At 68.0% G+C, this 19,581-nt stretch carries 20 protein-coding genes; 9 read left to right on the top strand and 11 right to left on the bottom strand.

From position 1 onward, the window contains the following. Nucleotide 1: 1 nt before the first annotated feature. Both rsgA and aroA read right to left on the bottom strand, forming a co-directional pair. Nucleotides 2-1,027 carry a ribosome small subunit-dependent GTPase A gene (gene rsgA, locus FGL98_RS14165; RefSeq protein ID WP_146317542.1) on the bottom strand — a complete coding sequence of 342 codons (1,026 nt, stop codon included), beginning with the start codon at nucleotides 1,025-1,027 and terminating at the stop codon, nucleotides 2-4. Between the two features lie 7 nt (nucleotides 1,028-1,034). Continuing rightward, on the bottom strand, nucleotides 1,035-2,357 hold the full coding sequence (gene aroA / locus FGL98_RS14160) for a 3-phosphoshikimate 1-carboxyvinyltransferase (RefSeq protein ID WP_146317540.1): 1,323 nt from the start codon (nucleotides 2,355-2,357) through the stop codon (nucleotides 1,035-1,037). Between the two features lie 60 nt (nucleotides 2,358-2,417). On the opposite strand from aroA, the gene FGL98_RS14155 reads away from it, so the two are divergent. The 3 genes from FGL98_RS14155 to fgd are packed head-to-tail and all read left to right on the top strand — an operon-like array spanning nucleotide 2,418 to nucleotide 4,913. Then, complete coding sequence (locus FGL98_RS14155; protein ID WP_146317538.1) at nucleotides 2,418-3,254, top strand: SOS response-associated peptidase; 837 nt, start codon at nucleotides 2,418-2,420, stop codon at nucleotides 3,252-3,254. Nucleotides 3,255-3,260: 6 nt separating this feature from the next. After that, nucleotides 3,261-3,899, top strand: coding sequence for an alpha/beta hydrolase family protein (locus FGL98_RS14150; protein ID WP_146317536.1), 639 nt, complete (start codon nucleotides 3,261-3,263; stop codon nucleotides 3,897-3,899). A gap of 9 nt (nucleotides 3,900-3,908) precedes the next feature. Then, nucleotides 3,909-4,913 carry a glucose-6-phosphate dehydrogenase (coenzyme-F420) gene (gene fgd / locus FGL98_RS14145; RefSeq protein WP_146317534.1) on the top strand — a complete coding sequence of 335 codons (1,005 nt, stop codon included), beginning with the start codon at nucleotides 3,909-3,911 and terminating at the stop codon, nucleotides 4,911-4,913. A 625-nt stretch (nucleotides 4,914-5,538) separates the two neighbouring features. Here the strand turns inward: fgd and FGL98_RS14140 are convergent. Both FGL98_RS14140 and FGL98_RS14135 read right to left on the bottom strand, forming a co-directional pair. Further along, entirely contained in the window at nucleotides 5,539-6,222 is a 684-nt protein-coding gene (locus FGL98_RS14140; protein ID WP_146317532.1) for an alpha/beta fold hydrolase, read from the bottom strand. A 1-nt stretch (nucleotide 6,223) separates the two neighbouring features. Beyond that, nucleotides 6,224-6,961, bottom strand: a complete 738-nt coding sequence (locus FGL98_RS14135) for a DinB family protein (protein ID WP_146317530.1) — start codon at nucleotides 6,959-6,961, stop codon at nucleotides 6,224-6,226. 69 nt (nucleotides 6,962-7,030) lie between these two features. Between FGL98_RS14135 and FGL98_RS14130 the strand changes: the two genes are divergently transcribed. The 3 genes from FGL98_RS14130 (at nucleotide 7,031) to rsrA (ending at nucleotide 9,242) form a co-directional block, all read left to right on the top strand. After that, nucleotides 7,031-7,984 (top strand): helix-turn-helix transcriptional regulator, encoded by a 954-nt coding sequence (locus FGL98_RS14130; protein WP_146317528.1) that lies wholly within the window; start codon nucleotides 7,031-7,033, stop codon nucleotides 7,982-7,984. A gap of 272 nt (nucleotides 7,985-8,256) precedes the next feature. After that, nucleotides 8,257-8,973 (top strand): sigma-70 family RNA polymerase sigma factor, encoded by a 717-nt coding sequence (locus FGL98_RS14125; protein WP_146317666.1) that lies wholly within the window; start codon nucleotides 8,257-8,259, stop codon nucleotides 8,971-8,973. Beyond that, nucleotides 8,970-9,242 carry a mycothiol system anti-sigma-R factor gene (gene rsrA / locus FGL98_RS14120; RefSeq protein WP_146317525.1) on the top strand — a complete coding sequence of 91 codons (273 nt, stop codon included), beginning with the start codon at nucleotides 8,970-8,972 and terminating at the stop codon, nucleotides 9,240-9,242. The genes FGL98_RS14125 and rsrA overlap by 4 nt, the downstream gene beginning before the upstream one ends. 87 nt (nucleotides 9,243-9,329) lie before the next feature. Here rsrA and FGL98_RS27130 read toward each other — a convergent pair whose 3' ends face one another. Next, nucleotides 9,330-9,404 carry a 50S ribosomal protein bL37 gene (locus FGL98_RS27130; RefSeq protein ID WP_370670776.1) on the bottom strand — a complete coding sequence of 25 codons (75 nt, stop codon included), beginning with the start codon at nucleotides 9,402-9,404 and terminating at the stop codon, nucleotides 9,330-9,332. 295 nt (nucleotides 9,405-9,699) lie between these two features. Between FGL98_RS27130 and FGL98_RS14115 the strand changes: the two genes are divergently transcribed. Beyond that, nucleotides 9,700-11,124, top strand: coding sequence for an HD-GYP domain-containing protein (locus FGL98_RS14115; protein WP_146317523.1), 1,425 nt, complete (start codon nucleotides 9,700-9,702; stop codon nucleotides 11,122-11,124). Nucleotides 11,125-11,143: 19 nt separating this feature from the next. After that, complete coding sequence (locus tag FGL98_RS14110) at nucleotides 11,144-12,460, top strand: HD-GYP domain-containing protein (protein WP_186526176.1); 1,317 nt, start codon at nucleotides 11,144-11,146, stop codon at nucleotides 12,458-12,460. Nucleotides 12,461-12,467: 7 nt separating this feature from the next. Here FGL98_RS14110 and mctP read toward each other — a convergent pair whose 3' ends face one another. The 4 genes from mctP to FGL98_RS14090 form a co-directional block, all read right to left on the bottom strand. Beyond that, nucleotides 12,468-14,183, bottom strand: coding sequence for a monocarboxylate uptake permease MctP (mctP, locus tag FGL98_RS14105; RefSeq protein WP_246136550.1), 1,716 nt, complete (start codon nucleotides 14,181-14,183; stop codon nucleotides 12,468-12,470). Beyond that, entirely contained in the window at nucleotides 14,180-14,467 is a 288-nt protein-coding gene (locus FGL98_RS14100; RefSeq protein WP_222432181.1) for a DUF3311 domain-containing protein, read from the bottom strand. Before FGL98_RS14100 ends, mctP begins: the two co-directional genes overlap by 4 nt. A 148-nt stretch (nucleotides 14,468-14,615) precedes the next feature. Further along, nucleotides 14,616-15,302, bottom strand: a complete 687-nt coding sequence (locus FGL98_RS14095; protein ID WP_186526175.1) for a metal-dependent transcriptional regulator — start codon at nucleotides 15,300-15,302, stop codon at nucleotides 14,616-14,618. Between the two features lie 18 nt (nucleotides 15,303-15,320). Then, entirely contained in the window at nucleotides 15,321-16,568 is a 1,248-nt protein-coding gene (locus tag FGL98_RS14090; RefSeq protein ID WP_146317515.1) for an Nramp family divalent metal transporter, read from the bottom strand. 70 nt (nucleotides 16,569-16,638) lie between these two features. Here FGL98_RS14090 and FGL98_RS14085 point away from each other — a divergent pair, with 70 nt between their 5' ends. Then, nucleotides 16,639-17,613, top strand: coding sequence for a zinc-binding dehydrogenase (locus tag FGL98_RS14085; RefSeq protein ID WP_146317513.1), 975 nt, complete (start codon nucleotides 16,639-16,641; stop codon nucleotides 17,611-17,613). 19 nt (nucleotides 17,614-17,632) lie between these two features. Here FGL98_RS14085 and FGL98_RS14080 read toward each other — a convergent pair whose 3' ends face one another. Together FGL98_RS14080 and FGL98_RS14075 are read right to left on the bottom strand one after the other, a co-directional pair. After that, nucleotides 17,633-18,223 (bottom strand): PadR family transcriptional regulator, encoded by a 591-nt coding sequence (locus tag FGL98_RS14080; protein WP_146317511.1) that lies wholly within the window; start codon nucleotides 18,221-18,223, stop codon nucleotides 17,633-17,635. 127 nt (nucleotides 18,224-18,350) lie between these two features. After that, a complete protein-coding gene (locus FGL98_RS14075; RefSeq protein ID WP_186526174.1) occupies nucleotides 18,351-19,190 on the bottom strand; it encodes a DUF4097 family beta strand repeat-containing protein in 840 nt (279 codons plus the stop codon). Nucleotides 19,191-19,581: the final 391 nt, after the last annotated feature.

Here is a 19,581-nt window from a genome sequence, read left to right as displayed (position 1 = left end):
GCTAGCTGTCGTGGTCGTCCGTGTCGCCGGCGCGCGAACGCAGCAGCCGGCGCAGTGACTCCAGTCGCGAGCGCCCGGAGGGTCCGGCGTGCCCGCCTTCGACCCACGCGTCGAGACCGCACTCGGCCTCGTCGTGTGAGCAGCCTCGGGGGCAGTCCTTGGTGCCGTCCTCGAGCTCGGGGAAGTGATGAATGATGCTGTCGGCGTCCACGTGCGCCAGCCCGAACGACCGCACGCCGGGGGTGTCGACGACCCAGCCACCGGATGGCAGTGGGAGGGCGATCGCCGAGCTCGATGTATGCCGTCCCCGGCCGGTCACGGCGTTGACATGACCGATGGCCCGGGAGGCACCCGCCACCAGCGCGTTGACGAGCGTCGACTTGCCGACACCCGAGTGGCCCACGAGCACGGTCATCCGGTCCGCGAGCAGCTCGTGGACCCGGTGGAGTCCCTCGATCGGGGCGCCGGCAACGTCGCCGTCCGTCGACGTTATGACGTGTCTGACACCGAGCGAGACGTACTGCGTGAGGAAGGGCTCCGGGTCGGCGAGGTCGGCCTTCGTGAGCACGAGGAGCGGGTCCATGCCGGCGTCATAGGCCGCGACCAGGCAGCGGTCGATCATCCGTGGGCGTGGCTCGGGGTCGGCGAGCGCTGTGACGATGGCCAGCTGGTCGGCGTTGGCCACCAGCACGCGTTCGACGGGGTCGGTGTCGTCGGCGGTGCGCCGAAGCAGCGTGTCACGATCCTCGACGCGCACGATGCGCGCGAGCGTGCCGTCCCGGCCGGAGGTGTCTCCTACCAGGGCGACCCGGTCACCGACGACGATGCTGGTGCGCCGCAGCTCGCGGGCTCGCATCCCGGACACGGTGTGGTCGTCCAGCAGACAGGTCCAGCGTCCTCGGTCGACACCGATGACCATGCCGACCACCGCGTCCTTGTGGGCGGGGCGGTCCTTGGTGCGCGGGCGGCTGCGCGGGCTCGGTCGCACACGGATGCTGCTCTCGTCGTAGTCCAACCGCGAGCCCACTGGTCGCTCACCTGCCGTCGTGTCGGAGCATCTGCGTCCACAGCTGGGTGAAGGTCGGCAGCGTCTTGCCGACGGTCGCGATGTCCTCGATGACGACACCGCGCACCCGCAGTCCGAGCACGGCGGCGGCCATCACCATGCGGTGATCGCCATACGTGTGGAAAAATCCACCGGTCAGTGGTTTTGGCCGGATCGCGAGGCCATCGTCGAGCTCCTGCGCGTCTCCGCCGAGGCGGTTGATCTCCTGGGTGAGCGCCGCGAGCCGGTCCGTCTCGTGATGCCGCAGGTGCGCGATGCCACGCAGGTATGACGGGGAGTCGGCCAGGGCCGCGAGCGCGGCGACCACCGGGGTCAGCTCACCGACGTCGTGCAGGTCCGCGTCGATCCCGCCGATGGTGCCGTCGGAGGTCACGGTCAGTCCTTCGCGGTCGAGCCGCACCGAGGCGCCCATCATGTCGAGGATGTCCCGGATGCCGTCACCGGCCTGTGTCGTGGCGTGCGGCCACCCGGGGATGTGCACGCTGCCACCGGTGACCAGCGCGGCCGCGAGGAAGGGGGCGGCGTTGGACAGGTCGGGCTCGACGTCGACCTCGAGGGCGCTGATCTCGGACGGCTCGACATGCCAGCGGTTGGCCTCGCCGTCGTCGACGACGACTCCGGCGTCGCGGAGCACCTCGACGGTCATGGCGATGTGCGGCTGGGAAGGGACCGGCTTGCCCTCGTGGATGACGGTGAGCCCGTCGTCGAAGCGCGCTCCCGCGAGCAGCAGGCCGGACACGAACTGGGAGGACGCCGACGCGTCGAGACGCACGGTGCCGCCGGGCAGGGCGCCGTGCCCGCTGACCGTGAACGGCAACGAGTCGCCTTGTACGTCGGCTCCGAGGGAGCGCAGGGCCTGCGTCACGGGCGCGATCGGGCGCCGTTGCATGGCCGTGTCGCCGCCGAGGGCGACGGTGCCGTCGGCGAGCGCTGCGACCGGTGGGATGAAGCGCATCACGGTGCCGGCCAGACCGCAGTCGATGTGCGCTGGGCCGTGCAGCGGTCGTGGCGCGATGAGCCAGCTCTCCGGGTTTCCGCTCTCGTCGGTCTCATCCTCGATCTCGGTGCCCAGGGCGCGCAGCGCGGCAGCCATGAGGGTCGTGTCACGTGAGCGCAGGGGGAGACGGAGCCTGGACGGCTCGCACGCAAGTGCGGCCAGCACCAGGTAGCGGTTGGTCAGCGACTTGCTTCCGGGCACGGTCACAGTCGTGTCCACGGGTCCGCTCGCGACTGGTGCCGGCCAGTCGGTGCGGGAACGGGTGGCAGGGTCGGCGGCTGGGGAACTTTCCATCACCGCCTACCGTAGCGGCGAGCGGTGACTTCATGGGCCGCACCTTCGTATGCTGAAGCCATGTGTGGTCGATACGCCGCAAGCTTCAGCCCCGACGACCTTGCGACGGACTTCGAGGTCGAGCAGGATCGAACCGACGAGCGGACGCGATCGGTGCTCGTGAGCCCGCAGGATCCGCCGGCCGGCACCCCGGACTGGAACGTGGCACCAACCAAGGCGGCGCCGGTGGTCTTGTGCCGGACGCCCCGTGGTGGGAGCAAGGACGCCGCTGCGCCCCGGCAGCTGCGGCTGCTGACGTGGGGCCTGGTGCCGAGCTGGGCCAAGGACACCAAGATCGGCGCCCGGATGATCAACGCGCGCGCCGAGACACTTTTGGACAAGGGCGCGTACGCCAGGGCCGCGGTTGCCCGACGGTGTCTCGTGCCCGCCGACGGATGGTATGAGTGGCAGGTCAGCACGGTGGCCACCACTGCCAAGGGCAAGCCCCGCCGACAGCCGTTCTTCATCCGTCGCGGCGACCGGGCGCCGATGGCCTTCGCGGGGATCTATGAATTCTGGCGGGATCGGGCGCTCGCGGACGACGACCCGGATGCCTGGCTGGTCAGCTTTGCGATCATCACGACCGCCGCGGAGCCCGGGCTCGACCGTATTCACGATCGTCAGCCGCTCGTGCTCGACACCGAGGCCTGGAGCCACTGGTTGGATCCCCAGATCACCGGCGCGGACGCGGTGCACGATCTGATGGCCTCGCCGAGGGCGGGCCGGTTCGAGGCGTGGCCGGTGAGCGGAGCGGTCAGCTCAGGCCGCAACAACGGCCCGGGGCTGCTGCAGCCTGCGCCGAGCGAAGACCTCGTCGGAGTGCTCGACCCGATGACCGGTGAGATCATAGGTGGGTGAACTCGATTGGCAGTCAACGAGATTGAGACTCCAGTAGGAATCGCTCGGGCGCACGTGGCGCGGGCGAGCAATCCGCGCGGCTCCCTGGTGGTCAGTCATGGTGCGGGTGGGGGCATCGACGCGCCGGATCTGACGGCGTTGAGTGCCGTCGTCGGTGAGGGCTGGACCTACGTGCGCGTCGAGCAGCCCTGGCGAGTGGCCGGCAAGAAGGTTGCCGCGCCACCAAAGACCCTGGACCGCGCGTGGGTGCCGATCATCGGGCGTCTGATGCACGGTCGGTGGGCACTGCCCGGGCCTCTCGTGGTCGGCGGCCGCTCGGCCGGCGCGCGGGTGGCCTGCCGGACGGCCGGCCGGGTGGGCGCCGACGCAGTGCTGGCGCTGTCATTCCCGCTCCATCCGCCGGGCAAGCCGGAGAAGTCACGGGCGTCGGAGGCGTTGGGGGTGCTCGACGCGGGCCTTCCCCTCGCGGTCGTGCAGGGGGAGCGCGACCCGTTCGGCACCCCGGACGACGTGCGGGAAGCCCTGGGGCCGCAGGCCCATGTATTCTCCGCGCGCGGCACACACAGCTTCACCAAGGACCCGGAGGATGTCCTGTCGGAGGTGCTCGCGTGGCTCAACACGTTGTCGGGCGGAGTGGACAGGTAGGTTCGGGCTATGTCACTGACCATCGGGTACAAGGCATCGGCCGAGCAGTTCGGCCCCAGCGAGCTCGTCGACCTGGCGGTGCTCGCCGAACGCTCGGGCTTCGACAGCGCCTTCGTCTCGGATCACTTCCAGCCGTGGCGGGACAACGGTGGTCACGCGCCGCATGCTCTGACCTGGCTCGCCGCGGCCGGCGCACGCACTGAGCGCATCACGCTCGGGACGTCGGTCCTTACGCCGACCTTCCGCTACAACCCCGCGGTGCTGGCGCAGAACTTCGCCACCCTCGGCTGCCTGTTCCCAGGGCGCATCGTGCTGGGCGTCGGCACCGGGGAGGCGCTCAACGAGATCGCCGTCGGCCGGCAGGACTGGCCCGACTTCAAGGAGCGCTTCGCCCGCCTTCGGGAAGCGGTCCGCCTGATGCGCAGGCTCTGGAAGGAGGACCGGGTGACCTTCGAGGGCGACTACTACCGCACGTCGGACGCCACGATCTACGACCGTCCGAAGGACCCGATCCCGGTCTATGTCGCGGCCGGCGGCCCGACGATGGCGAAGTATGCCGGGCGGATGGGCAATGGCATGATCGCCACCTCCGGCAAGGGCAGGGAGCTCTACGAGGACAAGCTCGTCCCCGCCATGCATGAGGGGATGTTGCTCGGGAAGCGGGCCGAGGGGTCCGTCGACCAGCTGCTCGAGGTGAAGATCTCCTACGACCGGGATCGTGACCAGGCGATGGAGAACACCCGGTTCTGGGCGCCCTTGTCGCTGACCGCGGAGCAAAAGCACAGCCTGCATGACCCGGTGGAGATGGAGCGCGCGGCCGACGCCCTGCCGATCGAGCAGATCGCCTCCCGGTGGATCGTCGCCTCCGACCCGTCGCAGGTCATCGACGAGCTGCAGCCCTACCTCGACGTCGGCTTCAACCATCTGGTCGTGCATGCACCCGGACATGACCAGCACCGCTTCATGGAGCAGTTCGCTGCCGATGTGGTGCCACTGCTGCGCGCCTTGCCGTAGGTGACCGATGCCGCATAGGGGCCTGGCCATCTCGGGTCATGTCGGTAGGCGTTTCGCCTCGAAATGCTGGCCTACAGGGGTCTCGGTGACTCGTACCTTGATTATCTGACTCACCGAGAGACCGTTTGCACCTGAGCCACGAATGACTCCGCTCTGTTCCTTAGCGACGATCCGCGCGAGCATCGGCCCAACTCCAATCACCCTGGCCGTGACAAAATCACCAACCTTCATGGAAACCCCACCACCCCTTCTTGCGTTCGTCGATCCAACATAGTGACGTCGGCACCACACCGCGTGCGGTCGCTCGCCGGTCTGGGCACGGTCCACGACGGGCTGAACTCGGAATCGTTCACGAGTTTACCCGCCGTGGAAAGCGTGCCGACCGATTCAGCGACCGCAACGGCGGGCGCGATCTGGACGAGACGACGCTGAACCAAAACGCCCAGACCGGCTGAACCACGACTCCCGTGCACCGTATCCGGGTGGTCTTGCGGTGTGCCGTCACCGTCGTGGGCATCCCGTATAAGAACAGCTCTGCGGATCATCGGCCGGCGTGCACGATGATCCGCCCCGTCCGGCCGGAGATCCCCTCATGCGTCGCCGTAAGCCAGCTCCGTAAACGGGATCAGGTCCGGGTGCAGTCCGCGAGGATGCGCGCGAGCTCGACTGGCTTGGTGTACATCGGCCAGTGGCCGGAGTCGATGTCGACGTAGTCGACCCGTCTTGCCTTCGCGAGCTCGGGGATCTCGCCGGTCTTGACCCACTCCTTGGCCTGGTCGGGCGTGAACTCCGGGCAGACCATCGTCACCGGTACGTCGTAGCGACGCTCGTCACTCAGCTGCACGACACCGTGGGTGATCGCGGCCGGTACCGCGATCGCACCGTGCGCCACCGCCGCCTTCAGCTCGGTCGGCATGTCGTCGGAGTCGGGGCCCTCGAACGTCCCCCAGCCCGGGAACGGCACGACGCCGTCGACCGGCTCGAACGCGCCGAAGTAGGTCTCGCCGTCGGCGTTCGGCATGCCGCCGATCAACGCCACGCGCGCCACCTTCGTGGGCCGCGCGTCGGCGGCGACCCAGGCGAGGGCGCACGCGGCCGAGTGACCGACCACGAGGGCCGGGCCGGCAGCGGCGTCCACGGCCGCCGTGACGGCGGCGACCTGGTCGGCGTACGTCGCGGTGGTGTCGCCGTCCCCCTGGCCGGGCAACGTCAGGGCGACGGGGCGGTGACCGAGCTCCGCCAGAGCGGGCAGCACGTCCTTCCACGCCGTCGCGTCAAGCCACATCCCGGCGATGAGCACGATGTCCATCTCAGTCCCTCGTCTTCGTCGAAGCGGTGAGTGCGTCCAGGTCTCGTTCGGCGTAGAGCCGGTGGTGCCATTCCTCGTTGACGACGATGGACAGGCACTGTGCCACGGGGAAGTCCTCGAGCTGCGGCCAACCGGGCTCGGTCTGGGTGACGGTCTCCTCGAGCTGGTCAGGGGTCAGGGCGGTGATCACGTCGCCGACCATGGCCTGGCGCTGGTGGCGTACGGCGAGGACCTCCTCCAGCGACGGACGTGCCTCGCGGTCCCACGGGACGCCGTCCCAGCCGGGCGCCTCGTCCCAGGGGAGGTCGAACGGATGCCACGGCACGGCGTCGCCGAGCACCATCCGGCCCACCCAGGCTGCACTGGCGAACCCGAGGTGGCGCAGCGTCTCGATGAACGACCACTCGTCGCGGACCCGTTCGTGCAGGAGTTCGGGTGGGAGCGCTCGGGCGCGGTCCTCGGTCTCGGACCAGAGTCGCTCCAGGGTCACCCAGGCCTCCTGGAATGCCTCGACCGTGGTGGGGTGCATCTTCGTGCGGGCGGGCATGCGGCGGTCGAGCTCGGCCTCGACCAGGGGGCCGATGTCGACGCCGTTGATCGTCACGCCCTCGATCTCTCCGGTCATCTCGACGTCGACCAGCTCCAGCCCGACGAAGCGGACGTGGTGGAAGGAGATGGCCCGCAGGTCCGTGTGCTCGAGGTGCGCGCCCCTGGGCAGTGAAGCGGTGGATGCGTTCATGGCACCAACCTAGATGCAGTTCAGGACGTTCTACTTCCTGATCTGGCCGACCGGTGTCAGCATGGCCGGATGAACGAGATGAGCCCGACCGCACGGGCCCTGCGGACCCTGGAAGTCCTGCAGAATCGACCTGGCTGCACCGCCGACCAGCTCGCAGAGCGGCTCGGGGTCACCGACCGCGCCGCGCGACGCTACGTCGCGATCCTGCGCGAGGCAGGCATCCCGGTCGAGTCGGTGCGGGGTCCCTACGGCGGCTACCGGCTCGGACGCGGGGTGCGGCTGCCGCCCCTCGTGTTCACCGCCGCCGAGGCGGTCGGCCTGGTGATGGCGGTCCTTGACGGCAGGCACGCCGCGGCGGACAACGAGGACCCCGTCGGGTCCGGGCTCGGCAAGATCATCCGCGCCCTCCCGGTCCAGGTCGGGCGCCAGGCGGCGACGATGCGCGAGCACGCCCGCGCCGTCCCCGACCGGTGGGCCCGCCCCGACCCGGAGATCACCAGTGCGCTGGTCGAGGCGGTGGGCCAGCAGCGCCAGGTCCGCATCGAGTATCGCAGCGCCGCCGGCCACAGCCACTCATTCGACGTGGACCCGTGGTCCGTGGTCGTGCGCTACGGGCGGTGGTACCTCCTCTGCTTCGCCCACCACGCGGACGCGGTGCGCACCTACCGCATCGACCGGGTGACCGCCGTCGGCCAGGGCACCCGGACCTTTTCGACCCCCGACGGGCTCAACCCCGTGGTCATGCTCGAGGAGAACCTCGCGTCCGGCTGGGAGCACGACACGCGGGTGATCCTGCACGCGCCGATGGTCGAGGTGGCGCCGTACCTCCGGCCCACGATGGGTCGGCTGGAACCGCTTGGAGACGACCGCTGCCTCGTCATCGGCAGCACCAGCAACCCGATGATGTACGCCGGCGAGTGGCTGGCCGGCATGCCCTTCGAGATGACCGTCGAGGGCGGTCCGGAGTTGCGCGCGGCGGTCGCCGAGGTCGCGGCGAAGATGGCGCGGTCAGTCTCCGGGTGAGCTTGGTTCCGCGACCCGATCGCACGCGTCAGCCGACGAGTAGTGGTGTCGCGTGGGCAAACCGATCTGTGACACGCGAGTGACCCGAAAGTTGGAAGTGACACGTTCTTTGGGAACGTACAGCCCATCTCGGGCACCGACGGGCGGGCGGGGGAATGCCGGCGGCGCCCGCGACGTTGCCTCAGGTGACTGCTACTTCTCGTGAAGGAGACTCTTTGTTCCTGGCATCTTGTGCACCGACCGGCCAGGTCCCGGCAGCCTCTGGGGTCGTCATGCCCACGGGTTCGGAGCGGCCTCACACCGCAGGAGGGCTAGGCTCATCGGTGATGACGAGCGATGACCCTGTGACGGATGCCGGCAATGAGTCCGCACCGAAGACCCTCGACGACGGCCGCGTGGACGTCGCCTCGGAGAGTGGCGCCGCCCGCGCCGCCCGGTTCGAGCGTGACGCGATGCCCTACCTGGACCAGCTGTACAGCGCGGCGCTGCGCACCACGCGCAACCCTTCGGACGCCGAAGACCTGGTGCAGGAGACGTTTGCGAAGGCGTTCGCCGCATTTCACCAGTACAAGCCGGGCACCAACCTGAAGGCCTGGCTCTACCGGATCCTGACCAACACCTACATCAACTCCTACCGCAAGAAGCAGCGGCAGCCGCTGCAGTCCGACAGTTCGGACATCGAGGACTACCAGCTCGCGCGGGCCGAGTCGCACACCTCCAAGGGTCTGCGTTCGGCCGAGAGCCAGGCGCTGGACCACCTGCCCGACACCGACGTGAAACGCGCGCTGCAGGAGGTCCCTGAGGACTTCCGCATGGCGGTCTACCTCGCCGATGTGGAGGGATTCTCCTACAAGGAGATCGCCGAGATCATGGAGACTCCGATCGGCACCGTGATGTCCCGGCTGCACCGTGGACGTCGGCAGCTGCGAGAGCTCTTGACCGACTATGCCCTCGAGCGCGGATTCATTCGTGAGGAGGCGACCTCGTGACGAACGCTGAGCACTCTGGCTGCGACGACTATGTCGCCCACTTGTACGAGTACATCGACGGCGAGCTGAGCGCGCAGGAGTGCGCCGCGCTGAAGGCCCATCTGCAGGACTGTCCACCCTGTCTGGACGAGTACGAGCGGGATGCGCTGCTGAAGACGCTGATCCGGCGCTCGTGCGCGTGCGAGCAGGCACCGGCCATGCTGCGCACGCAAATCCTGACGCAGATCACGACCGTCACGGTCACCCGCGTCGAGTTCGGCGAGGGTTGAGCCGGAGGCCCACCACCAGCAAGAAGACAGCCCCTCGATTCGCGTGCATACGCGGGCCGAGGGGCTGTGTCGTGGTCGTGCGACTGCTCAAGCGTTGGGCTTCTTGCCGTGGTTGGCGGCCTTGCCCTTGCGCGAGCGGCGCTTGCGGGCGCGCTTGCTCATAGTGACTCCCTCTGCGGGCTGCGTGGTCCTCGTGGTCCGAGGCGAACTGCGCCATTCTCTCACAGGGCGGAGAAGTAAAAAATTGGTCAAGGTCGGGCCGGCATTTTCGGCTGTCCCTTGGCGTGGTGGTGACAATCGTGGCACACTAGCGCCAGGTGGTCTCCGTGTGACCGCCTGACCCGCTTCCCCCGTCTGAGAGGACCACGTCGTGGCCGCCCTATTCGCCCTCCTGTTCGCCGGCCAGTCCGGCGGTATGTCCCCCGATGTCCTGAGCTGGGACCCTTCGGCGTAGTAGTTGCCTGACGAGCTCCAACGTCGACACACCTCGTGGGGTGACCGATTCGGTCACCCCACGAGGTTTTTCGATGGCGCCTGGGCGTATGTCGTAACCCTCGCCGTCGCGCTCGGCGCACTGCTGGCCGCCCTGCTGCTGCAAGATCCCCGGCTTCCCAGCTGGCAGATCGTAGGCCCCCTCGCCGTGCTGGCCGTGCTGGGCGAGTGGAACCGGCTGGTTGTGCGTCATGGGTCGACCAACGTGTCCCTCACCTCGGTGATGCTCGCCGCAAGCGTGGCGCTGGCCGGACCGCTGGGAGCCGCCATCGTCGGGGCCGCTGCGCACGGCCTGGTGCCGGTGCGGCGTGCGCCGGTGGCGCGGGCGTTCAACACCGTGATGACGGGGCTGCTCGGCCTGGCCGGTGGCCTGGTCTATGTGGGATGCGGCGGGAGGGTGCTCGCCCATCACCAGCTGGACGAGCTCGGACTGTTCCTGCACTGCCTGCTGCCGCTGGTGGTGAGCACAGTGGCGATCTTCCTGCTCAACGTGCTCTGCGTCGGCGGCATGCTCTCGATCACCACCGGAGCATCGCTCGGGCAGTCGCTGCGCAGCATGATCTCGCTGGTCTGGCTGTCCTATCTCTGGTACGGGCTGGTCGGCTTTCTCTTCGCCGTGCTCTGGGGCCCGGCGAGACTCGGGGTGGTCAGCGTGCTGGTGATGGTCGCCCCGCTGCTGCTCGCGCAGTCGTCGTTGGCCCAGCGGAATGCCGAGCGCGAGGTGCACCAGCGCACCATCGAGAGCCTGATCGCGGCGGTCGAGGCGCGCGACCCGATCATGCACGGGCACAGCGCACGGGTGGCGGCCGCGGCCGGAGTCATCGGTGACGAGCTGCGCCTGTCGCCGCGGCGCGCGGAGGCCCTGCAGTTTGCGGCACTGCTGCACGACATCGGCCTGGTCGGCCCGCGCCCCCGGTCCGCTGCCGGTCAGCACCACCTGTCGACCGCCGAACGGCAGCGGATCCGGCAGCATCCCGACCGTGGTGTGGAGATGCTGCGCGAGATCGACTTCCTCGCCGAGTCCGTGGCCGCGATCCGGCATCACCATGAGCGATGGGACGGCCACGGCTTCCCGAGCGGCCTGGCCGGCGACGAGATCCCGTTGCTCGCTCGAATCATTGCGGTGGCCGACGCCTACTGCGCGCTGATCACGCCGCGGCTCGACCGCGACACGATGTCGCAACAGGCGACGTTGACCGCCATTCGGGCACGGGCCGGAGGCCAGTTCGACCCGGCGTGTGTCGATGCCCTCGTGGCGGGGCAGCAGCGGGTGCAACGGGTCACGCAGGACCTTCTCGGCACTGCCGATGCCCCGATCGTGGCGGGCCTCGACCACGATCTGCCGGAGATCTCCGACCAGATGGCATTCGGTTCGGCGGCGCGAGCATGAGCTCTGTGGAGGCCACAGCGTGAGCATCCGGCCGATTCCGGGCACCGTCGACCGGGCGACCGTGACGATGCCGAGGGCCGTCCTCGGGCTGGGGCTCGCCGTCATCGTCGTCGGGGTCATCACCGCAGCGCCGCACGCCCATTCCGTCCTGGATCATGCCGGTGGCGCCATGCTCGTCTTCCTCATCACGATGGCTGCCGGTTCGCTGCTGCAGGTGCGCCTACCCTCCGGCGAGCTGATCTCCCCGGTGGCGCAGGCCATCGCGATCGGCATGGCGTTCGGGTCGCAGATGGCTGGAGTCGGCAGCCTCAGCTACCGGTCCGAAGGCGTCATCGTCGCCAGCGCGGCCGGGCTCATCGTCGGCACCCTGCTGCTGACGGCGTGGACCCGCCGGTCCCAGCCGTCGGCCCTTGTCGCGGCGCGACTGGTGAGTGTGGCCGTGGCCGCGGTCCTCTATCGCACAGTGCCGATCTTCCACGGTTCGACGGCGCTCGAGCGGTACCCAGAGTGGTCCAGCAGCCGCTGGCGGATGACGCTGGTGATGTTTGCGATCGGCCTGGTCGCGGCCGCTGTGGAGCTGGTGCTGGCGACCGCAGTGACCACAAGGGAACGGTCGTTCAAGCAGGCGCTCATCGAGGGTGGGGTAGCGGCGGGTCCGGTGTCCCTCGCCGTGGTGTCCACCGGCATCGCCATCGCGCTGGGGCTCGCTCCGCTGGGCCTGCTCTCGATCGTGCTGATGGTGTGTCCCCTCGTGCTGCTCCGGTTCACCATCCTGCAGGAGGCGAGCGTGCGGTTGACCCGCCGGCAGACCATCGCGGCGCTGTCCCGACTGACCGAGGTCGCTGGATACACCCCGCCGGGCCACTCGCACCGGGTCGCCATGCTCAGCGTGCGGGTGGGCCGCAGTCTGCGGCTGCCTGAGCGAGACCTGGTGGTCCTGGAGGATGCCGCGTTGCTGCATGACATCGGCCAGGTCTATCTATCAGAGCCGATTCCCGGCGGCGCGACGGTTGAGGCCGCGCCCAGGGACCAGGACAGCATCGCGAGTGAGGGAGCCGATATCGTGCGGCGCACGAAGGCTCTCGATGACGTCGCGGCCGTGATGGAGGCTCAGGCGACGCAGTTCCGGCTGGTGCGCGAGCACGGCGACCAGGTGCCGCTCGCCAGCCGGATCATCAAGGTGTGCAACGCCTACGACGACCTCACCCGCGGGGACTCGGCCCGACGGAGTGAGGCCATCGAACGGCTGTACCTGGGTCTCGGCTACGAGTACGACCCCGAGGTGCTGGAGGCGCTGGTCGGCGTTGTCGAGGGCATCTCGGGGCGCCCCGACTGAGGGCGCGTCAGCCGGGACCGGCCTGGTGACGGCCGGGCGCCCCAGTGGTTGCCTCAGCCAGCGGGTCGGGGTTGTAGGCAGCGACCTTGGGGTCGTCCTGGTCGGCGAAGTAGTCGACCGTGACGGTCTCATCCTTGCCGTAGGGCGTCTTGAAGGCGCGGAAGACGAAGGTCAGGACGACGGCCACGATGACGTTGAGGACCAGTGCGGTGACCGCGATGTAGCCCATCTTGTCGATGCCGGGGATGATTGCGGCGGATCCGCCGAAGTGCGACGTATTCGGGCTGGCGATGCCGTAGGCCTTCCACGTCCCGTAGATCATGGCGATCGCCCACCCGATCAGCAGCGCCCATCGGTGCAGCCAGCGGGTATATAGCCCGACGACGATGGCCGGGAAGGTCTGCAGGATCCAGATTCCACCGAGCAGCTGCATGTTGATGGCGTTCTGCTTGTCCAGCGACAGCACGAACACCACCGCAAAGATCTTCACGACCAGCGACACGAGCTTGGAGACCTTCGCCTCCTCTGCGACGGTGGCGTTCGGCTTGATCCACTCCTTGTAGATGTTGCGAGTGAAGGTGTTGGATGCTGCGATCGACATGATGGCCGCCGGCACGAGTGCGCCGATAGCGATGGCTGCGAACGCAATTCCAGCGAACCAACTGGGGAACTGGTCCTCGAAGAGCTGCGGCACCACGAGCTGGGCGTTGGGCTTGTTGCCGAAGCCCAACGGCTTGGTGCCCGCCGCGATGGCGATCCAGCCCAGCAGCGCAAGCAGGGCGAGCACGAAGGAGTAGGCCGGCAGGATCGCCGCGTTGCGGCGAATGGTCTTGCGGCTCTTGGAGGAAAGCACCGCGGTGATCGAGTGCGGATACATGAACAGCGCCATTGCCGAGCCGAACGCCAGCGTGATGTAGGTCCACTGCGCCGGCTTGGGCACGTTGACCGGGAACTGCGGGCCGGTCGGAGTCTTGGCGGCGGCCGCGCTCTTGGCGTCGACCGCGTCGAAGATGTGACCCCAGCCGCCGACCTTGGTCGGCAGGTAGATGATCGCGACGATGATGACCAGGTAGATCAGCCCATCCTTCACGAACGCGATGATGGCCGGCGCGCGCAGACCGCTGGTGTAGGTGTAGGCCGCGAGTACGGCGAACGCCAGGATCAGCGGGAGGTCCTTGACGAACCAGTTGCCGCTGCCACCCACTCCGGCCACTTCGAGGACCGCCTGAATGCCGACCAGTTGCAGGGCGATGTAGGGCAGGGTGGCGAGGATGCCGGTGACGGCGATCGCGAGCGACAGGCCACGGGAGCCGTAGCGTCCACGCACGAAGTCTGCGCCCGTGACATACCCGTGCCGGTGGCTGACCGACCATAGCCGTGACATGAAGAAGAAGATGATCGGGTAGGCCACGATCGTGTATGGCACTGCGAAGAAACCGGATACGGCACCGAGTGAGAACATCGCAGCCGGGACCGCCACGAAGGTGTATGCCGTGTAGAGGTCGCCTCCTAGCAGGAACCAGGTGATCCAGGTCCCGAAGGACCGGCCGCCCAGTCCCCACTCGTCGAGAGTGTCCAGGGATCCGCCCTTGCGCCAACGGGTGGCGAGGAACCCCATGACGGTGACCAGCAGGAACAACACGATGAGCACGGTCAGGGCGACGCCGTTGACGCCGGAGTTGGGGTGTGACGGGTTCGCCGTCTGGTGAATCAGGGTGTTCACGCGTCACCCTCCTTGGTGGCGTGCCGTCCGACGGGTTCCATCGGACGGTGCGGTCGGGCTTTTTGGACGACGAGGTAGGCGGCCCAGGTAAAGCCGGCCGTGAGGAATACCCAAAGCATCTGGTACCAGACGAAGAACGGGAACGCCCCGAGCTTGGGATCCTGCTTGGAGTACCAACCGACGGGAATCAGCGCGAGCATCGGGATAACGAGCAAAATGCCGGTCAGCCAGAGAAGGCCGGTTCTGGCGGGTGGCGCTTCGTCGGGACTTGGGTGCTGTGACACAGCGGACCTCCCAGGGGACAGGTGCATTTGGGCTTGTGGCCAGGGAACGGGAAAACGCTATCGTCGTCGGGCCCATCGTGGTGGGCTACTGGACTCATCCATTTTGGCCATCTCACGATGAGTCGTGATCGAGGCAGCCGGCGGTTGGTCAGTGCGGCGTCGGGACGAGCATGATGGCGCGGGTGGCGTCTCCGGCAAGAGCGACCAGGTTTCCGTGTGCGGTGACGACGGTCGTGGTGCCGGCGCGATCGTCCTGAGACTGCACGTTGATGGGGCTTCTGGGCAGCAGCCCCTGCTCGTCGAAATAGACGAGCCGATCGGAGTCGGAGTCGGAGATGCGCACGATGCAATAGTCGCCCGGCGCGGCTTCGGCAAGCGACACGGCGCTCGCTGGATGCCGAATCACACCGTCACGTGAAGGAATCGGGTCTCCGTGCGGGTCGTGGTCCGGGTGGCCGAGCACGTCGTCGATTCGGTCGATCATGCGGGTGGACGCGGCGTGCTCCAACGACTCGGCCTCATCGTGCACCTCATCCCAGCCGTATCCGAGGGTGGTGACCAGGAAGGTCTCCAGCAGTCGATGCCGTCGCACCATGAGCAGTGCTTCGAGCTCGCCGGTTGGCGTGAGCGCAATCTCCTTGTAGGGCTCATGAGTGACGAGGCCTCGTGCGGTCAGCCGCTTGATCGTTTCGGAGACGGTCGCTCGCGTCGTGCCGAAGCGCTCCGCGAGCGCCGTGATCGACGTGGGTTCGCCGCCCCACTCACGCGCGGACCAGATCGCTTTGACGTAGTCCTCGGCAGTGCTGCTCAGGTCACTTTTCGCGGGTTTGCTCATGGGCATTCCTTCATCGGCTCACCCGGCGATGGTGAGGTAGATCAGCAGGACGTTCAGCACGATGATGGCCGCAGCCACGAGAACGGCGCCGGCTCGCAGCGCCGGGGCGTTGACGAACCGGCCCATGATCTGCCGGTTTCCGGTGAACCGGGCGAGCGGGACGAGTGCAAAGGGAATGCCGACCGACAGCACCACTTGGCTCAGCACCAACGCCCACGTCGGGTCGACCGGCAGGCCCAGCACGATCAGGGCCGGAATCACGGTGACCACGCGGCGGGCGAGCAGCGGGACCCGCACGTGCAGCAGGCCCTCCATGACGGCCGCGCCCGCGTAGCAACCCACTGAGGTGGAGGCCAGGCCGGAGGCGAGCAGGCCGATGGCGAAGATCGTGCCGATCGCCGGTCCGAGCGCGTGCTCAATGGCATGGTGGGCGCCGGCGATCGTGTCGGTGTCGGCTACGCCCGGCAGGCTCGACGCGGCCAGCAGCAGCATGGCGATGTTGACCGAGCCGGCTATGGCCAGTGCGAGCATGACGTCCAGTCGGTTGGCGCGCAGCAGCTTGCGCAACCGGCCATCGTCGTGGGCGCTGCCGTGCCTGTCGCGGGCCAGATTCGAATGCAGGTAGATCGCGTGCGGCATCACCGTGGCACCCAGCATGCTGGCCGCCAGCAGCACGGAGCGCGATCCGTCGAATCGCGGCGCAAGACCGCTGAAGGTGCCCGACCATGACACTCCGCTGGTCGCCAGTCCGGACACGAAACCGATGGTGATGATAGCCAGCAGACCGATCACGAGCAGCTCGAACCGGCGCTGCCCACCGCGCGACTGCACGGAAAGGATGGCCATCGAGACGACGCTGACGATGAGACCGCCGGTCACCAGTGGAAGGTTGAAGAGAATGTTGAGCGCGATCGCACCGCCGATCACCTCGGCCAGGTCGGTCGCGGCGGCGATCACCTCCGCCTGGGCCCAGAAGAGCAGCCGGCCGGTGCGGGAGGTGCGCTCCCCGATCAGCTCGGCGAGGCTTCGTCCCGTGACCAGACCGAGCTTGGCCGACAGATACTGCACGATGACGGCCATGACGTTGGCCACGACCAGCACCCACACCAGCAGGTAGCCGAACTGCGCTCCGGCGGACAGGTTGGCCGCAACGTTCCCCGGGTCGACGTAGGCGATCGCGGCGACAAAGGCCGGCCCGAGCAGGCCGATCAGTCGATTCTCGGGGCGCAGGCGACGCCGAGGTTCGGCCACCCGCGTCGAAGCCATCAGCACCTCCTACCTCAAATGTTAGCCGATGCTAACTCTTGAGGTAAGGGCCGCGACCTAGACTGCGGGGATGATCGCCGCCTACGCCGCCCGCATCAGCCCCGACGACCCCCTGAGCGCCCTTGAGGTCGGGGCGTTCGACCTGCCACCGGCCCCGCCCGGTTGGGTGAAGGTCACCATGGTGGCCGGCAGCCTCAACCACCATGACGTGTTCTCGCTGCGCGGCGTAGGCCTGCCGCAGGACCGCGTGCCGATGGTGCTCGGTTGCGATGGGGTCGGGACGACCGATGACGGCGACCAGGTCGTCCTGCACACGGTGATCCCCAGCCCGGGCTGGGCCGGCGACGAGACGCTGGACCCCAAGCGCAGCCTGCTGTCCGAGCGCTACCCGGGCACGCTCGCGGAGGAGGTGTGGGTGCCTTCGGCCAATCTGGTGCCCAAGCCATCGGGGATGACCGCCTCGCATGCGGCCTGCGTGTCGACCGCCTGGCTCACGGCCTACCGGATGCTGTTCGTTCAGGCGCGGGTGCGACCCGGTGACACGGTGCTCGTGCAGGGGGCGGGCGGTGGCGTGGCGACTGCCGCAGTGCAGCTCGGTTCGGCAGCAGGGTTGCGCATGTGGGTGACCAGTCGCGATGAGACCAAGGGTCGGCGGGCGGTGGAGCTGGGCGCCGATCAGGCGTTCGCGTCGGGGGAGCGGTTGCCCGCACGGGTGGACGCGGTCCTGGAGACCGTCGGCGCCGCTACCTGGTCGCACTCGATCAAGTCGCTGCGCCCCGGTGGGACTGTCGTGATTGTCGGCGCGACCTCCGGTGATGCTCCGGAGAAGGCGGAGCTGACGCGGATCTTCTTCCAGCAGATGCGCATTCAGGGCTCGACGATGGGCACCCGCCAGGAGCTCGGTCAGCTGCTGGCCTTCATGACCGAGCAGCGCATCGAGCCGATGATCGACTCCGTGCGCCCGCTTGCCGAGGCCAAGGACGCCTTCGCCAAGATGGTGGGCGGTGACGTCTTCGGCAAGCTGGTGCTGACCATGGGCGACTGAAGCAGGGCCGCAGGATCGGTCAGCGATCGGCGAGCTCCTGCATCCGCCGGACCGCCTCGGTGATCACCGCCAGTGCCTCCTGCCGGGTCTGCTCAGTGGTGGATCTGGCCCGGGTGACTCGGCGTGCGGCACGACGAAGCTGCTGCAACGCCTCCTCGACGAGTGCATCGGTGCGACCCCCGGAGATGGGGCCAGTGTCCGCCCCGATCGGGACCGCCGTGCGGCGGGCCGCCTTGGCGGCGGCCTTGAGCTCGTTGCGCAGGTCCGAGGACTGGCCGTGCACTCTGGAGCGCACCTCCGCGGCAAGGTCGTGCACCGACTGGTCGAGATCCTGCTCCAGGTCGCCGAGGTCGGCCCTGCGAGAGGCGACTTCCTCCCGGCCCTGCTCGGTGAGTGCGTACGTGCCCTTGCGCCCCTGCATACTGCGCTCGACCAGACCTTCCTCCTCGAGCTTCGCCAGTCGTGGGTAGATGGTGCCGGCACTTGGCGTGTACAGCCCGTGGAACCGCTCCTCCAGGTCCCGCATCACCTCGTAGCCGTGGCGCGGGCCGTCCGCCAGCAATGCGAGGAGGTAGAGGCGCAGCTGACCGTGCGCGAACACGGGACTCATGCGTGCTTCCTCTGCGCGAGAGCGGGTTTCGGCACCGGTCGGCCCGTTGGTGTGGTGGTGGGCGACAGCGCCTTCAGCTGAACCGCGACGAGCCACATGCTCAGTGGGCCGATGGACGTCCCGGGTGTCATGACTCCGCCTTCTGCAGGTCGGGGGCCACGGCGCGCAGGATGACGACGTCTCCCGACACGGAGTTTGCCGTCACCTTGAGCGCGCCGTCGCCGTCCTCGACCTGACCGCCACGCGCGCCCGGCTTGCCGCCGAGCTCCATTCCGTCGACGATGGCGTGTCCGCTGATGCTGTGCACCTGCACGGAATAGCCGCCACCCTGGGGTATGCGAAGCGTGACGTCACCGGACACCGAGCTGGACGAGATCACCGATCGTCCCCCGAGCAGGTCAAGGGTGACATCGCCGCTGACGGTGTTGAGCTTGATCGGGTCGAGCCGACTGCGGTGGACGGTGATCTCGCCGCTCACCGCATTCGCCCGCAGGGTGCCGCTCAGAGCGTGCGCCTCGATCGAGCCGGACACGGCGTTGAGGTCGATCGTTCCCTCGATGTCGTCGACCGTCATGTCACCGCTCACCGTGTTGGCGCGGGTCGTCGCGCGGGTGCCGCTGATGACCGAGGTGGCACTGACGGTGGACACACTCGCTGTGGCGTCCTCGGGAATGGACACAGAGATTCGTGCGGCATCGCGCCGGTTGCCGGTGACCTGCTTGATCGTGTCCCAGAGGCTGTCACCGTCGTCCTTGACCTGGCTGATCTTCAGCTTGCTGCCGTTCCAGGTGACCTTCAATGGCCGCCCGACCACCTCGTGGACCTCGACTCGTGCAGTGGGGGAGTCATCGTGTGTGACGACGTCGATGTGGCCCCCTACGAGCCCGACCGCGAACTTGCGGACCCGCTCACCGTCATCCCCGATGTCCAGCACACGCGGACCGGTGATCTCCCATTTCTCTGACATCTTCGACTCCTTCAAGTTTCGCGATGTATCGTGTTTGTGCAAGACACGATATATCGCGATTTGGGTCTCGTCAATGATCGTCTGGCACTGCGTATCGGGCATCGCAATGTCCCGCGTTGCCTTTGCTCGAGATCGCCTTATCCGGTCGTGTTTCGCCAGTTCGGCCAAGATAACGCGATGTCGCGTGACCACAGGGGCAGGTACGCGCGACGCAGCAGGGTTCAGGCCAGCAGAGTGATCACCACGCGTTGCGCCCACCTGTCGACGACGCTTGAAAACTGGTCAGTTACGACGCTCGAAAAGTGAACACTCACGACGATCGGAGTGTGATCACATTGGAGGACTGGGCGCTGATCAGGAGGATGTCTGCTGAGGGCGTGCCGAAGGCACG

The organism is Leekyejoonella antrihumi (assembly GCF_007845645.1).
Lineage (GTDB): Bacteria > Actinomycetota > Actinomycetes > Actinomycetales > Dermatophilaceae > Leekyejoonella > Leekyejoonella antrihumi.
The sequence above is the reverse complement of the archived record's forward strand: the minus strand, read 5'-3'. Positions and strand labels throughout refer to the sequence as shown.

Bases quoted from the DNA above. Each gene is read 5' to 3' on its own strand.
- FGL98_RS14130 (WP_146317528.1), top strand. From the start codon at position 7,031: ATGAACGAGATGAGCCCGACCGCACGGGCCCTGCGGACCCTGGAAGTC.
- FGL98_RS14075 (WP_186526174.1), bottom strand. From the start codon at position 19,190: ATGTCAGAGAAATGGGAGATCACCGGTCCGCGTGTGCTGGACATCGGG.
- FGL98_RS14125 (WP_146317666.1), top strand. From the start codon at position 8,257: ATGCCCACGGGTTCGGAGCGGCCTCACACCGCAGGAGGGCTAGGCTCA.
- FGL98_RS14155 (WP_146317538.1), top strand. From the start codon at position 2,418: ATGTGTGGTCGATACGCCGCAAGCTTCAGCCCCGACGACCTTGCGACG.
- FGL98_RS14085 (WP_146317513.1), top strand. From the start codon at position 16,639: ATGATCGCCGCCTACGCCGCCCGCATCAGCCCCGACGACCCCCTGAGC.
- FGL98_RS14135 (WP_146317530.1), bottom strand. From the start codon at position 6,961: ATGAACGCATCCACCGCTTCACTGCCCAGGGGCGCGCACCTCGAGCAC.
- FGL98_RS14095 (WP_186526175.1), bottom strand. From the start codon at position 15,302: ATGAGCAAACCCGCGAAAAGTGACCTGAGCAGCACTGCCGAGGACTAC.
- FGL98_RS14140 (WP_146317532.1), bottom strand. From the start codon at position 6,222: ATGGACATCGTGCTCATCGCCGGGATGTGGCTTGACGCGACGGCGTGG.
- fgd (WP_146317534.1), top strand. From the start codon at position 3,909: ATGTCACTGACCATCGGGTACAAGGCATCGGCCGAGCAGTTCGGCCCC.
- FGL98_RS14090 (WP_146317515.1), bottom strand. From the start codon at position 16,568: ATGGCTTCGACGCGGGTGGCCGAACCTCGGCGTCGCCTGCGCCCCGAG.
- aroA (WP_146317540.1), bottom strand. From the start codon at position 2,357: ATGGAAAGTTCCCCAGCCGCCGACCCTGCCACCCGTTCCCGCACCGAC.
- FGL98_RS14080 (WP_146317511.1), bottom strand. From the start codon at position 18,223: ATGAGTCCCGTGTTCGCGCACGGTCAGCTGCGCCTCTACCTCCTCGCA.